Source organism: Nocardioides sp. B129/18 (assembly GCF_055282735.1).
In genome coordinates this window covers 43,459-60,475 of record NZ_JBUZJI010000012.1, presented here as the reverse complement: position 1 = coordinate 60,475, position 17,017 = coordinate 43,459, and the positions used below count along the sequence as shown (strand labels likewise).

General features: G+C 74.9%; 13 protein-coding genes. 8 read left to right on the top strand and 5 right to left on the bottom strand.

All coding sequences use genetic code 11. From position 1 onward, the window contains the following. The first annotated feature begins 20 nt into the window (after positions 1-20). Positions 21-185 (top strand): hypothetical protein, encoded by a 165-nt coding sequence (locus tag ACZDWJ_RS10750; RefSeq protein WP_463520950.1) that lies wholly within the window; start codon positions 21-23, stop codon positions 183-185. Between the two features lie 30 nt (positions 186-215). After that, positions 216-1,571, top strand: coding sequence for a M20/M25/M40 family metallo-hydrolase (locus ACZDWJ_RS10745; protein ID WP_463520949.1), 1,356 nt, complete (start codon positions 216-218; stop codon positions 1,569-1,571). Here ACZDWJ_RS10745 and ACZDWJ_RS10740 read toward each other — a convergent pair. Both ACZDWJ_RS10740 and ACZDWJ_RS10735 read right to left on the bottom strand, forming a co-directional pair. Beyond that, positions 1,537-3,390, bottom strand: a complete 1,854-nt coding sequence (locus ACZDWJ_RS10740) for an ATP-binding protein (RefSeq protein WP_463520948.1) — start codon at positions 3,388-3,390, stop codon at positions 1,537-1,539. The two genes, ACZDWJ_RS10745 and ACZDWJ_RS10740, sit on opposite strands and share 35 nt — an antisense overlap. Beyond that, positions 3,387-5,009, bottom strand: coding sequence for a sensor histidine kinase (locus ACZDWJ_RS10735; RefSeq protein ID WP_463520947.1), 1,623 nt, complete (start codon positions 5,007-5,009; stop codon positions 3,387-3,389). The genes ACZDWJ_RS10740 and ACZDWJ_RS10735 overlap by 4 nt, the downstream gene beginning before the upstream one ends. A gap of 109 nt (positions 5,010-5,118) precedes the next feature. Here ACZDWJ_RS10735 and purF point away from each other — a divergent pair, with 109 nt between their 5' ends. The 3 genes from purF (at position 5,119) to ACZDWJ_RS10720 (ending at position 8,065) form a co-directional block, all read left to right on the top strand. Next, positions 5,119-6,663 carry an amidophosphoribosyltransferase gene (gene purF / locus ACZDWJ_RS10730; RefSeq protein WP_463520946.1) on the top strand — a complete coding sequence of 515 codons (1,545 nt, stop codon included), beginning with the start codon at positions 5,119-5,121 and terminating at the stop codon, positions 6,661-6,663. 7 nt (positions 6,664-6,670) lie between these two features. Continuing rightward, a complete protein-coding gene (gene purM / locus ACZDWJ_RS10725; protein WP_463520945.1) occupies positions 6,671-7,741 on the top strand; it encodes a phosphoribosylformylglycinamidine cyclo-ligase in 1,071 nt (356 codons plus the stop codon). Between the two features lie 144 nt (positions 7,742-7,885). Beyond that, complete coding sequence (locus tag ACZDWJ_RS10720) at positions 7,886-8,065, top strand: DUF3073 domain-containing protein (protein WP_463520944.1); 180 nt, start codon at positions 7,886-7,888, stop codon at positions 8,063-8,065. 92 nt (positions 8,066-8,157) lie between these two features. Here ACZDWJ_RS10720 and ACZDWJ_RS10715 read toward each other — a convergent pair whose 3' ends face one another. The 3 genes from ACZDWJ_RS10715 to ACZDWJ_RS10705 form a co-directional block, all read right to left on the bottom strand. Beyond that, positions 8,158-11,034, bottom strand: coding sequence for an ATP-binding protein (locus tag ACZDWJ_RS10715; protein WP_463520943.1), 2,877 nt, complete (start codon positions 11,032-11,034; stop codon positions 8,158-8,160). A gap of 92 nt (positions 11,035-11,126) precedes the next feature. Further along, positions 11,127-12,368 (bottom strand): SGNH/GDSL hydrolase family protein, encoded by a 1,242-nt coding sequence (locus ACZDWJ_RS10710; RefSeq protein ID WP_463520942.1) that lies wholly within the window; start codon positions 12,366-12,368, stop codon positions 11,127-11,129. Between the two features lie 109 nt (positions 12,369-12,477). Next, complete coding sequence (locus ACZDWJ_RS10705; protein ID WP_463520941.1) at positions 12,478-12,837, bottom strand: hypothetical protein; 360 nt, start codon at positions 12,835-12,837, stop codon at positions 12,478-12,480. Positions 12,838-13,052: 215 nt separating this feature from the next. Here ACZDWJ_RS10705 and ACZDWJ_RS10700 point away from each other — a divergent pair, with 215 nt between their 5' ends. The 3 genes from ACZDWJ_RS10700 (at position 13,053) to ACZDWJ_RS10690 (ending at position 16,984) form a co-directional block, all read left to right on the top strand. Continuing rightward, on the top strand, positions 13,053-13,415 hold the full coding sequence (locus ACZDWJ_RS10700) for an LPXTG cell wall anchor domain-containing protein (protein WP_463520940.1): 363 nt from the start codon (positions 13,053-13,055) through the stop codon (positions 13,413-13,415). Positions 13,416-13,454: 39 nt separating this feature from the next. After that, positions 13,455-15,350, top strand: coding sequence for a DUF4012 domain-containing protein (locus ACZDWJ_RS10695; RefSeq protein WP_463520939.1), 1,896 nt, complete (start codon positions 13,455-13,457; stop codon positions 15,348-15,350). A gap of 92 nt (positions 15,351-15,442) precedes the next feature. Then, the gene (locus tag ACZDWJ_RS10690; RefSeq protein WP_463520938.1) at positions 15,443-16,984 is read left to right on the top strand and encodes a fatty acyl-CoA synthetase; all 1,542 of its coding nucleotides are present in this window, start codon (positions 15,443-15,445) and stop codon (positions 16,982-16,984) included. The last annotated feature ends 33 nt before the right edge of the window (positions 16,985-17,017 follow it).

Sequence of the window (17,017 nt, the reverse complement as noted above, 5' to 3'; positions counted from 1 at the left end):
CCCCCCCCCACGATGGTCTCATGAGCCTCGGTCACGCCTGGCGCAAGCAGCGCCGCACCCGCCGTTGCCGACGGCTCTACGGAGATGCCTGCCCGCACGTGGAGCAGCACTCGCGCAGGGTCGTCCGCGCCCGCTCGGTCGACTGGAGCTGGGAGGACGTCGACCTCCGCCCCCGCCTGCGCTGAGCACCTCCGGGGCCCGACTACGGTGGCCCCATGACGCTCACCAGCGACGACGTGCGCGCCCGGGTCACCACCCTGCTCCCGGGCCTGCGCCGCGACCTCGAGGACCTCATCCGCATCGAGTCGGTCAGCGCCGACCCCGCCCGGGCCGGGGAGGTGCAGCGCAGCGCCGAGGCGGTCGCGCGGCTCCTCGAGGCCGAGGGCTGCTCGGTCGAGATCGTCCGCGACGGCGAGCACGGCGCCCCCGCCGTCATCGCCCACAAGGCCGGACCCGAGGGCGCGCCGACGGTGCTGCTCTACGCCCACCACGACGTCCAGCCCGAGAACGACCACGCCGACTGGGACTCCCCGCCCTTCGAGCCCACCGAGCGCGGCGACCGGCTCTACGCCCGCGGCGCGGCCGACGACAAGGCCGGCATCATCGCCCACCTCGCCGCGCTGCGGATCTTCGGCGACGACCTGCCGGTCGGCGTCACGCTGTTCATCGAGGGCGAGGAGGAGGTCGGCTCGGAGACCCTGCCGGCGCTGCTGGCCGCCCACCGCGAGCGCCTGCGCGCCGACGTCATCGTCATCGCCGACTCCGGCAACTGGGACATCGGCGTCCCCGCGCTCACCACCAGCCTCCGCGGGCTGGTGCGCCTCGACGTCGAGGTCCGCACCCTCAGCCACGCCGTCCACTCCGGCATGTGGGGCGGCCTGGTGCCCGACTCCCTCATGACCCTCGCGCGCCTGATCGCCACCCTCCACGACGACGAGGGCAACCTGGCCGTCGCGGGGCTGCACGCGGGTCCGGCGGCCGACGTCGAGTACCCCGAGGAGCGGCTGCGCGCGGAGTCCGGCGCAGCGCCCGGCGTCGAGTGGATCGGCTCGGGCCCGGTCGTCGAGCGGCTGTGGACCAAGCCGGCCCTCTCGGTCACCGGCCTGGACGCCCCGAAGGTCGACGGCGCCTCGAACACCCTCGTGCCGGCGGCGCGCGCCCGCCTCTCGATGCGCATCGCTCCCGGCGACACCGCCGAGAACGCGCTGGCCTGCCTCCAGGCGCACCTGGAGAAGCACGTCGCCTGGGGCGCCACCCTCACCACCACGCTCGTCGACGCCGGCGAGGCCACCAGCATCGACGCCACCGGCCCGGCCTACGACGCCGCGCGCAGCGCCTTCGCCGAGGCCTGGGACGGCACCGAGCCGGTCGACATGGGCGTCGGCGGCTCGATCCCGTTCATCGCCGAGTTCCTCGAGACCTTCCCCGAGGCCAGCGTGCTGGTCACCGGCGTCGAGGACCCCGACACCCGCGCCCACGGCGCCAACGAGGGGCTGCACCTCGCCGAGCTCGAGCGGGTGCTCGTCGCCGAGGCGCTCATGCTCCGGAACCTGGGTCGTCCGGCGTCGTAGCCGGCAGCACGACCCGCAGCGTCGAGCCCTCCCCGAGGACCGACTCCACCTCGATCCGCCCGCCGTGGCGCTCGACGATGCGGCGCACGATCGCGAGGCCGAGGCCCGTGCCCTCCCGGGTGCGGGCCTCGGGGTTCTCGCTGCGGAAGAACTCCTCGAAGAGCCGCTCGACGTCCTCGGGGGCCAGCCCGATGCCGGTGTCGCGGACCTCGAGCACGATCTCCTCGCCGCGGCGGGTCGCCTCGACGTCGACGCGACCGCCGGGGCCGGTGTACTTCACGGCGTTGCCGACGAGGTTGATCATCGCCCGCTCGAGCTCGCCGGCGTCGCCACGCGTCCACAGCTCGCCGTCGTAGCGCTCGCGCAGCTCGACGCCGCCGCGCAGCGCACGGATGGCCATCAGGTCGACGGCGGCGTGACCGGCCTGGCGCAGGTCGACCAGGGCGGTCGGCGGCGGGGCGTCGGCCTCGCCGATGAGGCCCAGGCTGATGAGGTCGGTGACGATGCCCGAGAGGCGCTGCGCGGCCCGGCTGATCCGGGCCGCGGTGCCGGCGATCTGCGCGCCGACGGCGTCGGAGGGCGCCCCGGCGGCGACCTCGATCTCACTGCCGTCGAGGGCCTCCTGGAGGCCGGCGAGGTGCTCGAGCATCGCCGCCACCGGCTGCCGCAGCTCGCGGCCGACGGCCGTGACCAGCCGGGTGCGGTACTCGACGAGCTCGTGCTCGCGCCGGTACGCGCGCCCGGTGAGCACGGCCCGGCCGAGCTCCTCGCCGAGGTGGCGGACGGTGGCGATCTCGTCGGCGGTCCACTCCGGGCCGTCCTCGCCGCGCCGCAGCGTGATGCGCCCGAGGCACTCGGGGCCGGCGCCGATGGGGGCGAGGAGCACGCTCGCGCGTCCGGCGAGCCGCAGGCGATCGCGGATCACCTCGAGCTCCTCGCCGCTGGTGAGGGCGTTGCTGGCGCTCCGGGCCCCGATGAGCGCGACCCGACCGGTGGCCCACGCCTCCCGGGAGACCCGCTCGGCGAGGTGCGCCAGGGTCGGATCGGGCGTGCGGGTGGAGATCTCGGGCACCTCGTGCAGCACGATGACGCAGTCGGTGCCCGCCAGCATCGTGCGCAGGCGCGTGGACGCCGCGTCGACGAGCCGCTGCGGATCGACCTCGGCGGCCGCCTCGCGCGCCAGGCGGCCGGCGTCGCGGGCCAGGGCCGCCCGCTGCCGCAGCCGGAACCGCTCGAGCACCGCCTCGATGGCGCCGCCCGCGGCCTCGACCGTGGCCGCGAGCTCCGCGCGACGCGGGGCTGCGGGACGCAGGCCGTCCACCGGGAGGTCGAGGGAGAGCAGGCCGAGCAGCGGGCCACGGGGCGCCAGGGGCAGCATCAGCAGGTCGCGCGGCTGCCAGGCGTCCTCCGGGGCCTCCGGGACGTCCGGGGCCCCGGGGACGTCCTCTGGGGCGTCCTCGGGGGCCTGCACCGCGGGCTCGGTGACCCACACGGCGTCCTCGGCGTCGGCGCTGCGCTCGTGGGGGACGAACCGCAGGGCGCCCCAGGCGTCCGCCCGGTCGAGGAGGGCGTCGATCGCGCTGGCCGGCGCCAGGTGACCGCGCACCTGCGCCGCGCCCGGGGCGGGGCCCCCGACGGCGACGACCTCGCTCTCGCCCCCGCGCAGGAGCACCAGCGTCGCGATGCCGAAGCCGGACGCCGTCGCCAGGCCGTCGAGGATCGGCTCCACGGCCTCCCGCAGCTCGCGCAGATCGGGGCGGCGGTCGGTGCTCGCGTGGTGCGGGCCCGAGTGCGCGAGGCCCTCGTGCACGGTGGTCATCGCGGCTCCCCGGTGGCTCCGGCCGGCAGGTAGACCTCGACGACCGTGCCCTCGCCGGGCCGCGAGCGCAGGGAGACGCGTCCGTCGAGGCGCTCGACGAGCCGGGCGACGGTGGCCAGGCCGAGCCCGGCGCCGGGGCGGGCGCGCACGCGGGGGTCGTCGGCGCGGCTGAAGGCGGTGAACAGGCGGGCCTGGTCCTCGGGCGTGATGCCCCAGCCGGAGTCGGAGATCCGCAGCAGCACCGGCGCCCCGGCGCCCCCGGACGTCTGCTCGACGAGCACCTCGACGTCGTGCCCGGGGTCGCCGAAGCGCACGGCGTTGTCGACCAGGTTGCCGACGATGCGGGTGAGCGCCGTCGTCTCCGCCCGCACGGTCACGGGGTGGTCGGGCAGCGTCGTGGTGAGGGTGACGTCGCCGGCCCCGGCGGTCGACGCCACCCGCGCGACGGCGGTGCGCACGCAGGCCGCCAGGTCGGCCCGGTCGCGGGGGAGCGGGACGTCGGCGCTGCTGCGGGCCAGCAGCAGCAGGTCGGCCACGATGCCCTCGATGCGCTGGCCGGCCTCGCCGAGGCCCGCCAGCGGCGCGGCGAGGGCGGCGGCCAGGGCCGGGGGAGCCTCGGCGGCGAGCTCCTCGGTGAGCTCGACGTAGCCGAGCACGGCGGTCAGCGGGGTCTTGAGCTCGTGGGCCATGGTGCTGACGATGCGCTCGCGCTCGCGGGCCTGGCGGCGCTCGGTGGCGAAGAGGCCTGCCAGGTGGAGGGCGGCGCCGACGTCGCGGCCCAGCTCGAGGGCGGTGCGGATCTCGACCTCGGTCCACTCCGGACGCCCGCTGCCGCGCAGCAGCACCACGCAGCCCAGGCACTGCTCGCCGCGGCCCACCGGCACCAGCAGCATGGCGTCGAGCCCGATGCCGCGCAGGAGGTCGAGGACGATCGAGCGCCGCTCGGCGGAGACGTCCAGGGGCACCGTGCGCTCCTCGGAGAGCACGAAGGCCCGGCCGTCCTCCCAGCACGACGCGGCCACCCGCAGCGCCAGGCCGGCCATCGCCTCGAGGTCGGGGTGGCTCTCGGGACGGTCGGGGTCGCTGCCGCGCACGGCGGCGAGGTCGGGCTCGGAGGTGCGGACGTAGACGAGGTCGGCGTCGAGGTGCTCGCGCAGCGCGCCGGCCGCCGCCGTCACGACCGCCGCAGGGTCGTGCTGGGCGATGGCGCGGCGCACCCGGACGCGTCCGGACTCCGCGAGCTCGACGGCGTGCTGCAGCCGCAGGTCGGCGTCGATGGCCAGCACCCGCTCGAGGACGCCCTCCAGCACGTCGTCGGGAGGCGTGCGCGGGCCGTCCCAGAGCAGCCGCGCGCGCACCCGGCCGTCGGGGTCGCGGTGCACCAGGCCCTCGGCCTCCGCGACGACGGCCGGCAGGTGGCGTCCGGTGCCGCGACGCGGCGGATGGGTCGCGACGACCTCGTACTCCTCGGTGATCCGCGCCAGGGCGATCTCGACGTGCTCGGAGCCCGTGGCCTGCGCGAGGGCCTGCGCGGCGGCGTCGAGATTGGCCCGCGAGGGGGCCCTCCGGGCGGCGTCATCCGCGAGCGAGCGCAGCAGGGCGCGGGCGCGCTCGGCCATGGGGGACTCCGCGGGGACGGGAACGGGGGCAGGTTCGAACGTACGGGACCGGTGTCCGCGGTGTCGGCGTTATTCGCAACGCCGGTGGGTGGCGCCGTACGATGGGCGCGTGCCCGCCGCCGAGAGCCGACGTAGGGGCGGGGACGGTCGTCTGACCGCCGCGCTCGACCCGCACGATCAGGGCCCCCAGGACGCCTGTGGCGTCTTCGGCGTCTGGGCCCCGGGGGAGGACGTCGCGAAGCTGACCTACTTCGGTCTCTACGCGCTCCAGCACCGGGGCCAGGAGTCCGCCGGCATCGCCGTCAGCAACGGCCGGCAGATCCTCGTCTACAAGGACATGGGACTGGTCTCCCAGGTCTTCGACGAGTCGACGCTCGACTCCCTCCAGGGCCACCTGGCCATCGGCCACTCGCGCTACTCCACCACCGGCGCGAGCACCTGGCAGAACGCGCAGCCGACCTTCCGGCCCACCGCCGACGGCTCGATCGCGCTGGGCCACAACGGCAACCTCATCAACACCCACGAGCTGCGCGAGCTCGTCGACGCCCTCCCGGGGCCGGAGGACGAGCTCGACATCCACACCCGGCCGCAGGAGTCGTCCACCAACGACACCGGCCTGGTCACCGCCCTGCTGGCCCACCACCCCGACGTCTCCCTGGAGGAGCGGGCGCTGGAGGTGCTGCCGATGCTGCGCGGCGCCTTCTGCTTCGTGTGGATGAACGAGGGCACCCTCTACGCCGCGCGCGACCCCCAGGGCATCCGCCCGCTGGTGCTGGGCCGCCTCGACTCCGGCTGGGTCATCGCCTCCGAGGACGCCGCCCTGGCCACCGTCGGCGCCAGCGTCGTCCGCGAGGTCGAGCCGGGCGAGATGCTCGTCATCGACGAGCAGGGCCTGCGCTCGCACCGATTCGCCGAGCCCGCGCGCAAGGGCTGCGTCTTCGAGTACGTCTACCTCGCCCGGCCCGACGCGACCATCGCCGGTCGCAACGTGCACCAGGCCCGCGTCGAGATGGGGCGCGAGCTGGCCCGCCAGTTCCCCGTCGAGGCCGACCTCGTCATGCCGGTGCCGGAGTCGGGCACCCCGGCCGCCGCCGGCTACGCCGAGGAGTCCGGCATCCCCTTCGGCCAGGGCTTCGTGAAGAACGCCTACGTCGGCCGCACCTTCATCCAGCCCAGCCAGACGCTGCGCCAGCTCGGCATCCGGCTCAAGCTCAACGCCCTCGAGCACATGGTGCGCGGCAAGCGGATCGTCGTCGTCGACGACTCCATCGTCCGCGGCAACACCCAGCGCGCCCAGGTGCGGATGCTGCGCGAGGCCGGCGCGCTGGAGGTGCACGTGCGCATCTCCTCGCCGCCGGTGAAGTGGCCCTGCTTCTACGGCATCGACTTCGCCACCCGCGCCGAGCTGATCGCCAACGGCCTCGACGTCGACGAGATCGCCGCGAGCGTCGGCGCCGACAGCCTCGGCTACATCTCGCTCGAGGGCATGATCGAGGCCACCGGCCAGACCGCCGACCGCCTCTGCCAGGCGTGCTTCACCGGCGAGTACCCCGTGGCCCTGCCCGACGAGTCCCTGCTCGGCAAGCACCTCCTCGAGGTCACGCTGCAGTCCCCCACCGCGGGCAAGGCCCTGCCCGTGCTCAACAACCCGTAGGAGAAGCGTGTCCGAGCAGCAGCCGACCGCCCCGAACGCCTACGCCCAGGCGGGCGTCGACATCGAGGCCGCCGACAAGGCCATCGAGCTGATGAAGGTGTGGGTCGACAAGGCCAAGCGCCCGGAGATGATCGGCGGCCTCGGCGGCTTCGCGGGCCTCTTCGACGCCTCCGCGCTCACCCGCTACAGCCGGCCCCTGCTGGCCACCTCCACCGACGGCGTCGGCACCAAGGTCGCGATCGCGCAGGCGATGGACGTCCACGACACCATCGGCCACGACCTCGTCGGCATGGTCGTCGACGACCTCGTGGTCTGCGGTGCCGAGCCGCTGTTCATGACCGACTACATCGCCACCGGCCGGGTCGTCCCCGAGCGGATCGCCGCGATCGTCAAGGGCATCGCCGAGGGCTGCGTGCTGGCCGGCTGCGCCCTCGTCGGCGGCGAGACCGCCGAGCACCCGGGCCTCCTCGCGCCCGACGAGTACGACGTCGCGGGCGCCACCACGGGCGTCGTCGAGGCCGACCGCCTGCTCGGCCCCGGCCGCGTGCGTCCCGGCGACGTCGTCCTCGCGATGGCCGCCAGCGGCCTGCACTCCAACGGCTACTCCCTGGTGCGTCACGTGCTGCTGAACCAGGCCGGCTGGGCGCTGGACCGCCACGTCGACGAGCTCGGCCGCGCGCTGGGCGAGGAGCTGCTGGAGCCGACCCGCATCTACGCCAAGGCCTGCCTGGAGCTGGCCGACCGCACCGGCGTCCACGCGATGGCCCACATCACCGGCGGCGGCCTGGCCGCGAACCTCGAGCGGGTCATGCCCGAGGAGCTCGGCGCCACCCTCGATCGCGGCACCTGGACGCCCCAGCCGATCTTCGACGTCGTCCGTCGCGTCGGCGCCCTGGAGCAGGCCGACCTCGAGGCCACCCTCAACTGCGGCGTCGGCATGGTCGCGCTGCTGCCGGCCGACGACGTCGACGCCGCCGTCGAGGTGCTCGCGGGCCACGGCATCGACGCCTGGGTCGCCGGTGAGGTGGGCGCGGGCGAGGGCCGGGTCACCCTGACGGGTCAGCACCCCGGCTGGTGAGGCGGGTGCCGCACGCCACGGCCCCGATTCTCCGGGCTGGTGTGCGGGAACAGGCGTCGAGCAGGTACTGTTGCGCCCACGAGAAGACTCAGGTGAGCCCGGGAGCCACAGTGCCCCGGCCAAGCGTGCGAGGGGGCTGACCCTATGGGGCGCGGCCGAGCTAAGGCCAAGCAGACGAAGGTCGCCCGCGACCTCAAGTACCGCTCTCACGAGACGGACTTCGGGGCGCTGGCACGAGAGCTGCATGGCGAGCCGACGACGAACGACGACGACCAGACCGACCAGGACGACTGGTCGGACTACGCCGATCGATCGCGCGATTGACCCGCACCGCGGGTCTTATCACCTCACCCTGCTGCGTCGCTGAGCGTCGCTGAGCGTCGCCGAGGCTCGCTGAGCCGAGTCGCAGGCCCGGGTCACCCCGGACCCGCTGCTCCGTCCAGCGCCTGACGCAACGCCTGGCGGGCGCGCGTGGCCTCGGCCTCGAGCGCTCCGAGCAGGTCCTGCGCCGAGGCGCACCCTCCGGTGCGCCCCAGTGCCTCGAGGCGTGCCAGCACGCCGCCCAGCGCGGGCAGGCCGAGGTTGAGCGCACTGCCCTTGAGGCGGTGCGCGGCGTCCTGCAGGGCCGTCGCGTCCTCGGCGCGCGCGGCCGCCACGACCGCCTCGGCCTCCGGGTCGAGCCGCTCGAGGAACGAGCGCGCCGTGCGCACGAAGAAGTCGACGCCGTCCTTGACCAGCTCCTCGAGCTCGGCCCGGCGGACGGGGTCGATGACGGGCTCGGCCGCGGGGCCGGTATCGGGGCCGGTATCGGGGCCGGTCTCGGGGCCGGTCTCGGGGTCGGCGCTCGCCGCAGGGGTGGCTGCCGGGGTGGTCGGCGCGCCGGGCGGTCGGCGCACGCCGAGCCACCGGGCGAGCACCTGCTCGAGCGCGCGGACGTCGACGGGCTTGGTGAGGAAGTCGTCCATGCCCGCGGCCAGGCAGCGCTCGCGCTCGCCCGCGAGCGCCGAGGCCGTGACGGCGACGATCGGCACCCGCGCGGCGCGACGCCGTCCGCGGCTGAGGTCCTGCTCGGCGGCGCGCACGGCGCGGGTGACGTCGAAGCCGTCGAGGCCGGGCATCCGCACGTCCATCAGCACGAGCGCGTAGTCGTGGCCCCGACCCAGGCGGGCCAGCGCGGTGGCGCCGTCGTCGACGGCGTCGGCGTGCAGGCCGAAGGACTCCAGCAGGCCGCTGGCCACCAGCTGGTTGACCGGGTTGTCCTCGACGACGAGCACGCGCCCCGACACCTTCGCGCCCGACCCGCCCGCCCCGGCCGGCTCGTCCCCGGAGTCGGGGGCGGGGTCCTCGGTGGGCTGCAGCGGCACGTCGAGGGTGAAGACGCTGCCCGTCCCGGGGCGCGAGGTCGCCGTCAGGGTGCCGCCCATGGCCTCGGCGAGCCGTCGGGAGATGGCCAGGCCGAGGCCGGTGCCGCCGTGCCGGCGGGTGGTGGAGAGGTCGGCCTGGGTGAAGGCGTCGAAGATCTCCTCCAGCGACTCCGTCGACAGTCCGCTCCCGGTGTCGTGCACCCGGACGAGGAGCCGGGGGCCGTCGTCGTCGCGGCCGAGGGCGGTCTCGACGCGCACGCCGCCGTGCTCGGTGAACTTCACCGCGTTGGAGAGCAGGTTCGAGACGACCTGGCCCAGGCGGGTCGGGTCGCCGCGCAGGCGGCTCGGCAGGGCGGGGTCGAGCGAGGTCTCCAGGCTCAGGCCTCGGGCGGAGGCCGCCGCGCTCACGAGGCCGACGGAGCGGGAGAGCACCGCCGGGAGGTCGACGTCGACGTCCTCGAGCGCGAGGTGGCCGGCCTCGATCTTGGAGAGGTCGAGGATGTCGTCGACGATCGCGAGCAGCGAGCGGCCGGCGTCGCGCACGCCCTCGGCCAGCCCGTGCTGGCGAGCGTCGAGCGCGGTGCGCAGCAGCAGCTCGTTGAGCCCGATGACGCCGTTGAGCGGGGTGCGGATCTCGTGGCTCATCGTCGCGACGAACTCCGACTTCAGCCGCGAGGCCTCCTCGGCGCGATCGCGCGCGACCGCCAGCTCACGTGCCACCCGCTCGCGCTCGGCGACGACGCTCAGCTGCGAGGTGCCGTGCTCGAGCAGGCGGTGGACGGTGGGCGGGAGACGATCGAGGTCGGAGAGCATCTGCACGACCGCGACGGTGCGTCCGCCGGCCTGCACCGGCAGCGCGACCAGCGCCCGCGTGCCCGCGGGCGTCTCGACGGGCTGCTGCTGGGGGCTGCCGGTCTCGGCGGCGAGCCGGGTGAGCGAGGGATCGGCGGGCACCGGCGGCACCTCGTCGAAGGCCGGACGCGTGCGCACGACGCCGTCGTCGTCGATCTCGTGCAGCACCACCGGCTGCCAGGGGCTGTGCGAGCGGATCTGCTCGGCGGTCAGCCGCACCGCCACCGCGAGGTCGGTGGCGCGGTTGGCGGCCGAGGCGATGCGCTGGAGCATCTCCATGCCCCACAGCGCGTCCTCGGTGGCGTCGAGCGCCTGGCGCAGGGCCGTGATGTCCTGGGTGGTGCCGGTGAGCACCGTCGGCTCCCCGGCGGCGTCGAGCTCGACGCGGCCCATGCCGCGCATCCAGCGCACCTCGTCGCCGACGATCGCCCGGGCCTCCCAGGTGAACGACGTCGCCTCGCCGGCGAGCACCGGCCCGACGGCGTCGGTGACCAGGGCGCGGTCCTCGGGGTGGATGAGCTCGAGGAAGTCGTCCATGACCAGGCCGGTGCGGGGCGGGCCGCTGGAGAGCAGGGCGCCCATCTCCTCCGACCAGCGCACCGCCTGGGTGCGCAGGTCCCACGTCCACGAGCCGATGCGGGCGATGCGCTGGGCCTGCGCGAGCTGGGCGCGGGTGCGGTGCTGCTCGTCGTAGGGGGTGAACCGGTGCAGCCAGCGGCCCCAGCCCGCGGCCGTGGCCTCGGCGGGGAGCCGGGTGCGGCTGACCAGGGTCCACAGCGTCGAGCCGTCGGGACGCTGGAGCAGGCAGTCGGCGTTGGCCAGGGTGTCGGCCTCCTGCTCGGGCCCGTCCTGGAGCGCGGGCAGGACCCGCCGCCACTGCGTGCGTCCGGCCTCGTCGAGCGCCTCGTCGACCAGCATCCCGGGCAGGCTGGCGAGGGGGCGGGCGAGCATCGCGGCCATGGCGGCGTTGGCCCACAGCGTGCGGCCGTCGTCGTCGATGAGCCACAGGCCGTCGGGGCAGGCGTCGAGCAGCCAGACCGGCAGCGGGTCCCCGGATCCCGCCTGCTGCGTCGTCATGGTGCCTCGCCCTCCCTCGCGGAGGACCCATCATCACCCCGGCGGTGGTCCGCGTCACGTCTCCCGCACGCGGACCCCGCCGGGGTGGGGGCTCAGCGCAGCGTCATCCGCGGCTCGCCGCCCACCAGGCCGGTGCCGGCGATGGCGCAGGCGCCGCTGCGCGGCGTGCCGGCGTTCCAGGCCTGGCGCACGCAGCTGCGCGCGGCCAGCTGGCCCCAGTAGTTCGGGTGCAGCGACTCCTGGACGTAGTACGGGCTGGAGCCGGCGGTGGTGACGGTGCGGATCTGGTTGATCCACTCGGTCTGGTCGACCGCGCCGGCCTGCGTCCAGCTCGTCAGGCCCTTCTCCTCGTACAGGCCCACCCCGCTCTCGCAGAGGCGACGGCCGTTGAAGGCCGCGGAGAGGTCGAGGGTGCGGGTGTTGGTGAGGCCCGAGGCGCTGACGGCTCCGGCGACGGTGCTGTTGATCGTCGGCAGGGCGCTGGCGTTGGCCCAGTTGGCGTCGGCGTCCCAGAACCCGCAGCCGCCGGTGCTCTGCCGGGTGAAGCCGCTCTGGGAGTAGCGCAGGCCGCTGGCCGAGGGGATTGGCGAGGGGTAGTTCTGCATCAGCAGCGTCCAGGAGCCGTCGGCGTACCCGGCGTTGCGCATCGCGGTGCGCAGGTTCACCAGGGCCGCCGAGATCCGGGCGCGGACCGCCGAGACGTTGGCGGAGGTGAAGTTCGCCGTGACCGAGGAGTCGTCGTTGCAGTAGTCCTTCGCCCAGCTGGGCGAGGTCAGGAAGTCGACGACGCAGCTCTGCACGACCGAGCCGAAGTTGAAGTCGTTGCCGCCGATCGAGACCGCGACCATGCGGACGTTGTGGGTGGCGGCGAACTGCTGGAGCGCCTTGGCCTGACCGACGTGGCCGGCGCCGTCGTCGTAGAAGTCCAGGCCGGGCTTGAAGTTGCCGTCGGAGTCGGTGAACGTCGACGTCTTGGCGCCCGAGCAGGCGAGGTTCTTGCCGAGGGTGCCGGAGCCGATGAAGACCTCCGCGGCCTTGCTGCGGTGGCAGCGCGGCGTCGACTCGCCGCCGGCGACGTCGTCGTAGGCGGTGGGGCCGAGGGCGTCGGCGTAGGCCGAGGAGGAGTTCGAGCTGCCCGCCCAGCGGCCGGCCTCGCCGGAGATGTAGGAGTCGCCGACCGAGACGACGTACGGCGTCCCGACCCCGGGGCCGTCGGCCTGCGCCGGGCTGAGGGTCAGGCCGCCGGCGAGCATGCCGCCCGCGGCGAGCGCGAGCGCCGCGATCGGGGCGACGGCTCGCCGTCGGAGGTGGGGGAGGGAGGCGGGCAGGCGCATCGTCGGGCCTTTCGGTAGGGCTTTCACCAGGGGTCGAGGCCAGCGACGCTAGTGGCCCGGATCACATCCCTGGAAGGCTCTGACGCCCGCAGGTTCGTGCAGCCGCCGGTCAGCGCAGCACGAGCACGACGCCGACGACGCCGGGGATCAGCCCGAGCACCAGCCACGGCGTCAGCGGGCTGCGCCGGTGGATCAGGAAGCCCGCGGCGATGGCGATCACGCCGAAGGCGCCGCTGATGACGTTGAGGCCGATCTGCGCGGGACGCTGGTCGTCGGCGATGAACAGCGTCGCGATGGTCAGGCCCGCCGACAGGTGGAGGATCGTGGTGACGACCAGCGCCGACATCACCCACTGCTGGACCTTCGTCGTCTCGCGCGCGGGCGTGCGCGGAGGTGGGTTCTGCGGGTCGATGAGGTGGCGCCGGCGAGGCGCGGTCGACGAGCGGGGGACGGGGGAGCGGTCGGCCACCTCCCCATCATCCCCTCCCGTCGGTGACGAGGGCAGGGCCGATCGTCCCGTCTCGGCGGCGCCGCGGCGGACCGGACGACCCGCGGAGGTGCCCGGGGGCCTATGCTTCAGCTGGGGCGTGACCTCCGGCAGTCTCGGTCGTTGGGCCTCTACGCGGCTCGTCCGGACCATCGCGGACGAGCTCCCCAGCGCCGAACCACCTCCAGGAGTCACCCGTGAACCGTCCTACCCGTGCCGCTCGCGTCCACGCGCTGCTGGTCGCGCCGCTGCTCGCTGCGGTGGTCCTCCTCGGTGGCGCCGCCCTCGTGCCGGCCTCCGCCGCGTCCGTCTCCTCGGTGGTCCACACCGACAGCTACGTCCCCTCGCCGGGCGACCCGACGCCCAGCGACCCGGGCGACGGCGGCGTGGGCAACGAGAACGACGGCAACGGCAACGGCGGCGTCGGCAACGAGAACGACGCCAACGGCCTGCTCCCCGACACCGGTGCCGAGTACGGCCTGTGGGCGATCGTCCTCGCCGCGCTGCTGGCCCTGCTGGGCGCCGTGCTGGTGCGCCGCAGCCGCTCCGCCTCCCACTGATCCACCCCGCGGCACCCGCTCGCTCCTGCGCGCCCTCCGATGCCGACCGACCCCGAGCTCCCCGGCCCCGCCGAGGACTCCTGGGGCTCGGCTGAGGGCTCGCGCGACGACGCGGTGGAGCGGGTCCGCGTCCGGGTCCGCAAGCCCAGCCGCACCTTCCAGCGTCGACGCCGACGTCGCCGCCTGCTCCTCGCAGGTGGCGCCGTCGGCGTCGTGCTGCTCCTGGGCGCCCTCTTCGCCCTCGACGTCTACCGCACCGCGCACGACCTGCGGCAGGTCGACCGCGCGAGCGACGTCCTCGGGCGCTCGCTGGTGCTCGGCGACGGCGTCGCCGCGGGCCAGGCCGGCCAGGTCATGGTCGACTCCGCCCAGGACGCCCGGCGACGCACCGAGCGCCCGTGGTGGACGATCGGCGCGCACCTGCCCGTCGTCGGCGGCGAGCTGACGGCGCTGCGCGACCTCTCCCGGGCCTCGGAGACGATCGCGACGACGTCGGTGCGCCCGCTGGTGCAGGTCGCCCCGCGCCTGCCCGGACTGCTCACGGCCCGCCGCCTCGACGTCGAGACCCTCCGCACGATGCGCGAGCCCACCGACGACCTCAGCCGGGGCATCCAGATCGCCGCGCGGCAGGTGGCCGACGTCGACACCGCCGACCTGCGCGGACCCGGCTCGGCCGACCTCGTCGACGCCGTCGACCGGGTGCGCTCGGCTGCCCGCACCGCCGGCGCCGCCGCACAGGCCGCCCAGGTGCTGCCCACGCTGCTCGGCGGCAGCGGCACCCATCACTACCTGCTGGTCGTCGGCAACAACGCCGAGACCCGCGCCACCGACGGCCTCCCGGGCTCGTGGGCGCTGCTCACCGCCCAGGACGGCCGCCTCTCCCTCGACGAGCAGGGCGGCTCCGGCGTGCTGGTGAAGCCCTCCACGCCGATCCTGCCGCTCACCGGTGCCGAGCGGACCCTCTACACGAACCTGCTCGGCACCGACTTCCGCGACACCGCCTTCACCCCCGACGCCACCCGCGCGGCCCGGCTCCAGGCCGCGCTGTGGGAGGCCAGCCAGAGCAGCGTCCGGCCGGGGCAGACGCCCGTGCGCCTCGACGGCGTCGTGCAGCTCGACACCGTCGGGCTCTCCTACCTGCTGCGCGGCACCGGCCCGGTGGAGCTCCCGAGCGGCACGCGCCTCACCGAGCAGAACGCCGTCCCGACGCTCCTCTCCCGCTCCTACGCCACGCTGGGCGCGGCCTCCGACGGCCTGTTCCGCGAGGCCACCAAGGCGGTCTTCGACCAGGCCACGACGCGCCCGCAGTCGATCCTCGACGTCATCGGCGGGCTGGCCCGCGCCGACCGCGAGGACCGCATGCGGGTCATCGGCCTGACCACGAGCGCGCGGCGCGCCCTCGACCGGGCCGAGATCACCCCCGACCTCACCGGCGCCCGCGGCCCGGCCGCGCTCGTCACCTTCGACGACGGCACCGGCTCGAAGATGTCCTACTACCTGCGCCGCTCCACCACGGCGGTGCTCGCCTGCGTCGACGGCCGTCGCACGCTCACCGGCTTCACCCGGGTGCACCAGACGATCAGCGCCGCCCAGGGCCGTCGGCTCGCGCCCTACGTCACCGGAGCCGGGCGCCACGGCGTGAAGCCCGGCACGCAGCGGGTCGTCATCGGCCTCTACGGCCCGCGCGGCGCGAGGCTGGACCGCGTCGAGATCGACCAGGGCGACGTCACCGGCCAGCTGCGCGAGGCCACCTGGAACGGCCGGCCCGCCGCGATCGTCCCGGTGTCGGTCACCGGCACGAAGGACGTCCTCGTCGGCTGGCGCTTCGTGCTGCCGCGCACCTCGCCGAAGGGCGCCGACCTCAGGCGCGTCTGGCAGACGCCGTCGGTGGTGCCCGGCTCGGGCTACGTCACCGTCGACGACCGCTGCCGCTGAGGCCGCCCGCGCGGCTCCGCACCGCAGAGGGGGTGCCGTCGGGCGCGGTCTGCGATAGGACGGGAGGCACACCCGTCTCGGAGGAGTCCGCCGTGAGCAGCACCCGTCCCCTCGATCTGCGCGCCAGCACCGTCGACGGCGTCCTGGCCCGCAGCGCCTCCCGCGCTCCTGACGCGGTGGCCCTGCGCTTCGCCGAGCGCTCGTGGACCTACCGCGAGCTCGACGACGCCGTCACCCGCGTGGCGGCCCATCTGCGCGCCCTGGGCCTCGAGCGCGGCGATCGCGTGGCCGCGTACGGCCGCAACTCCGACGCCTACCTGCTCGGCTTCCTCGGCTGCGCGCGGGCAGGCCTGGTGCACGTGCCGGTGAACTACGCGCTCACCGGGGAGGAGCTGCGCTACCTCGTCACGCAGTCCGACAGCGCCGCCGTGCTCGTCGACCCGGCCCTGCGCGGCGCCTACGACGCCGCCGCGCTGGAGGTGCCCGTCGTCGTCGGGCTGCGTGACGAGCCCGGCTCGCTGCTCGAGACCGCGACGTCCGGTCCGGTGCCGGACGACGTGCTGCCGGCCGACGAGCCGCCCGTCGATGACGCCGAGCTGGTGCAGCTGCTCTACACCTCCGGCACGACCTCGCTGCCGAAGGGCGCGATGATGACCCACCGCGCGTTCGTCCACGAGTACCTCTCCAGCATCGTGGCGCTGCGGCTGGCCGCCGACGACCGACCGTTGCACCCGATGCCGCTCTACCACTCCGCGCAGATGCACGTCTTCCTGCTGCCCTACCTCGCGCTGGGCGCGGAGAACCTGCTGCTGGAGGCGCCCGACGTCCCCGCGGTGCTGCGGGCGATCGAGGAGGACGGCGTCGGGTCGGTGTTCCTGGCGCCGACGGTGTGGGTGCCGCTGGCCAACCACCCGGACTTCGCCGCCCGCGACGTCTCCGGGCTGCGGAAGGCCTACTACGGCGCGTCGATCATGCCGGGTCCGGTGCTGGCGCGGCTGCGCGAGGCGATGCCCGGGCTGGCGGTCTTCAACTGCTTCGGGCAGTCCGAGATCGGGCCGCTGGCCACCGTCCTGCTGCCCGAGGAGCACGACGCCCGTCCGGACTCGTGTGGTCGCCCCGTGCTCTTCGTCGAGGTCGAGGTGCGCGCCGAGGACGGCTCGGTCGTGGGGCCCGACGGCGTCGGCGAGGTCGTCTACCGCTCGCCGCAGCTGTGCGAGGGCTACTGGGACAAGCCCGAGGAGACCGAGGAGGCCTTCCGTGACGGCTGGTTCCACTCCGGCGACCTCGTGCGGGTCGACGCCGAGGGCTACCTCACCGTCGTCGACCGGATCAAGGACGTCATCAACACCGGCGGCGTGCTGGTGGCCTCCCGCGAGGTCGAGGACGCGCTCTACGCCCACGACGCCGTCGCCGAGGTGGCGGTGATCGGCACGCCCGACGCGCGCTGGATCGAGGCGGTGACGGCGTTCGTCGTCCTCAAGCACGAGGCGACCGAGGCCGAGCTCATCGCCCACGCCAAGGGCCGCCTCGCCGGCTTCAAGGTGCCCAAGCGGGTGCACGTCGTCGAGGAGCTGCCGCGCAACCAGTCCGGCAAGCTGCTCAAGCGGGTGCTGCGCGACGCCGTCCCGTCCTGAGCGCACCGAACGCGCGAGACCCCCGCATCCGTG

Bases quoted from the DNA above. Each gene is read 5' to 3' on its own strand.
- ACZDWJ_RS10695 (WP_463520939.1), top strand. From the start codon at position 13,455: ATGCCGACCGACCCCGAGCTCCCCGGCCCCGCCGAGGACTCCTGGGGC.
- ACZDWJ_RS10715 (WP_463520943.1), bottom strand. From the start codon at position 11,034: ATGACGACGCAGCAGGCGGGATCCGGGGACCCGCTGCCGGTCTGGCTG.
- ACZDWJ_RS10750 (WP_463520950.1), top strand. From the start codon at position 21: ATGAGCCTCGGTCACGCCTGGCGCAAGCAGCGCCGCACCCGCCGTTGC.
- ACZDWJ_RS10710 (WP_463520942.1), bottom strand. From the start codon at position 12,368: ATGCGCCTGCCCGCCTCCCTCCCCCACCTCCGACGGCGAGCCGTCGCC.
- ACZDWJ_RS10745 (WP_463520949.1), top strand. From the start codon at position 216: ATGACGCTCACCAGCGACGACGTGCGCGCCCGGGTCACCACCCTGCTC.
- ACZDWJ_RS10740 (WP_463520948.1), bottom strand. From the start codon at position 3,390: ATGACCACCGTGCACGAGGGCCTCGCGCACTCGGGCCCGCACCACGCG.
- ACZDWJ_RS10720 (WP_463520944.1), top strand. From the start codon at position 7,886: ATGGGGCGCGGCCGAGCTAAGGCCAAGCAGACGAAGGTCGCCCGCGAC.
- ACZDWJ_RS10735 (WP_463520947.1), bottom strand. From the start codon at position 5,009: ATGGCCGAGCGCGCCCGCGCCCTGCTGCGCTCGCTCGCGGATGACGCC.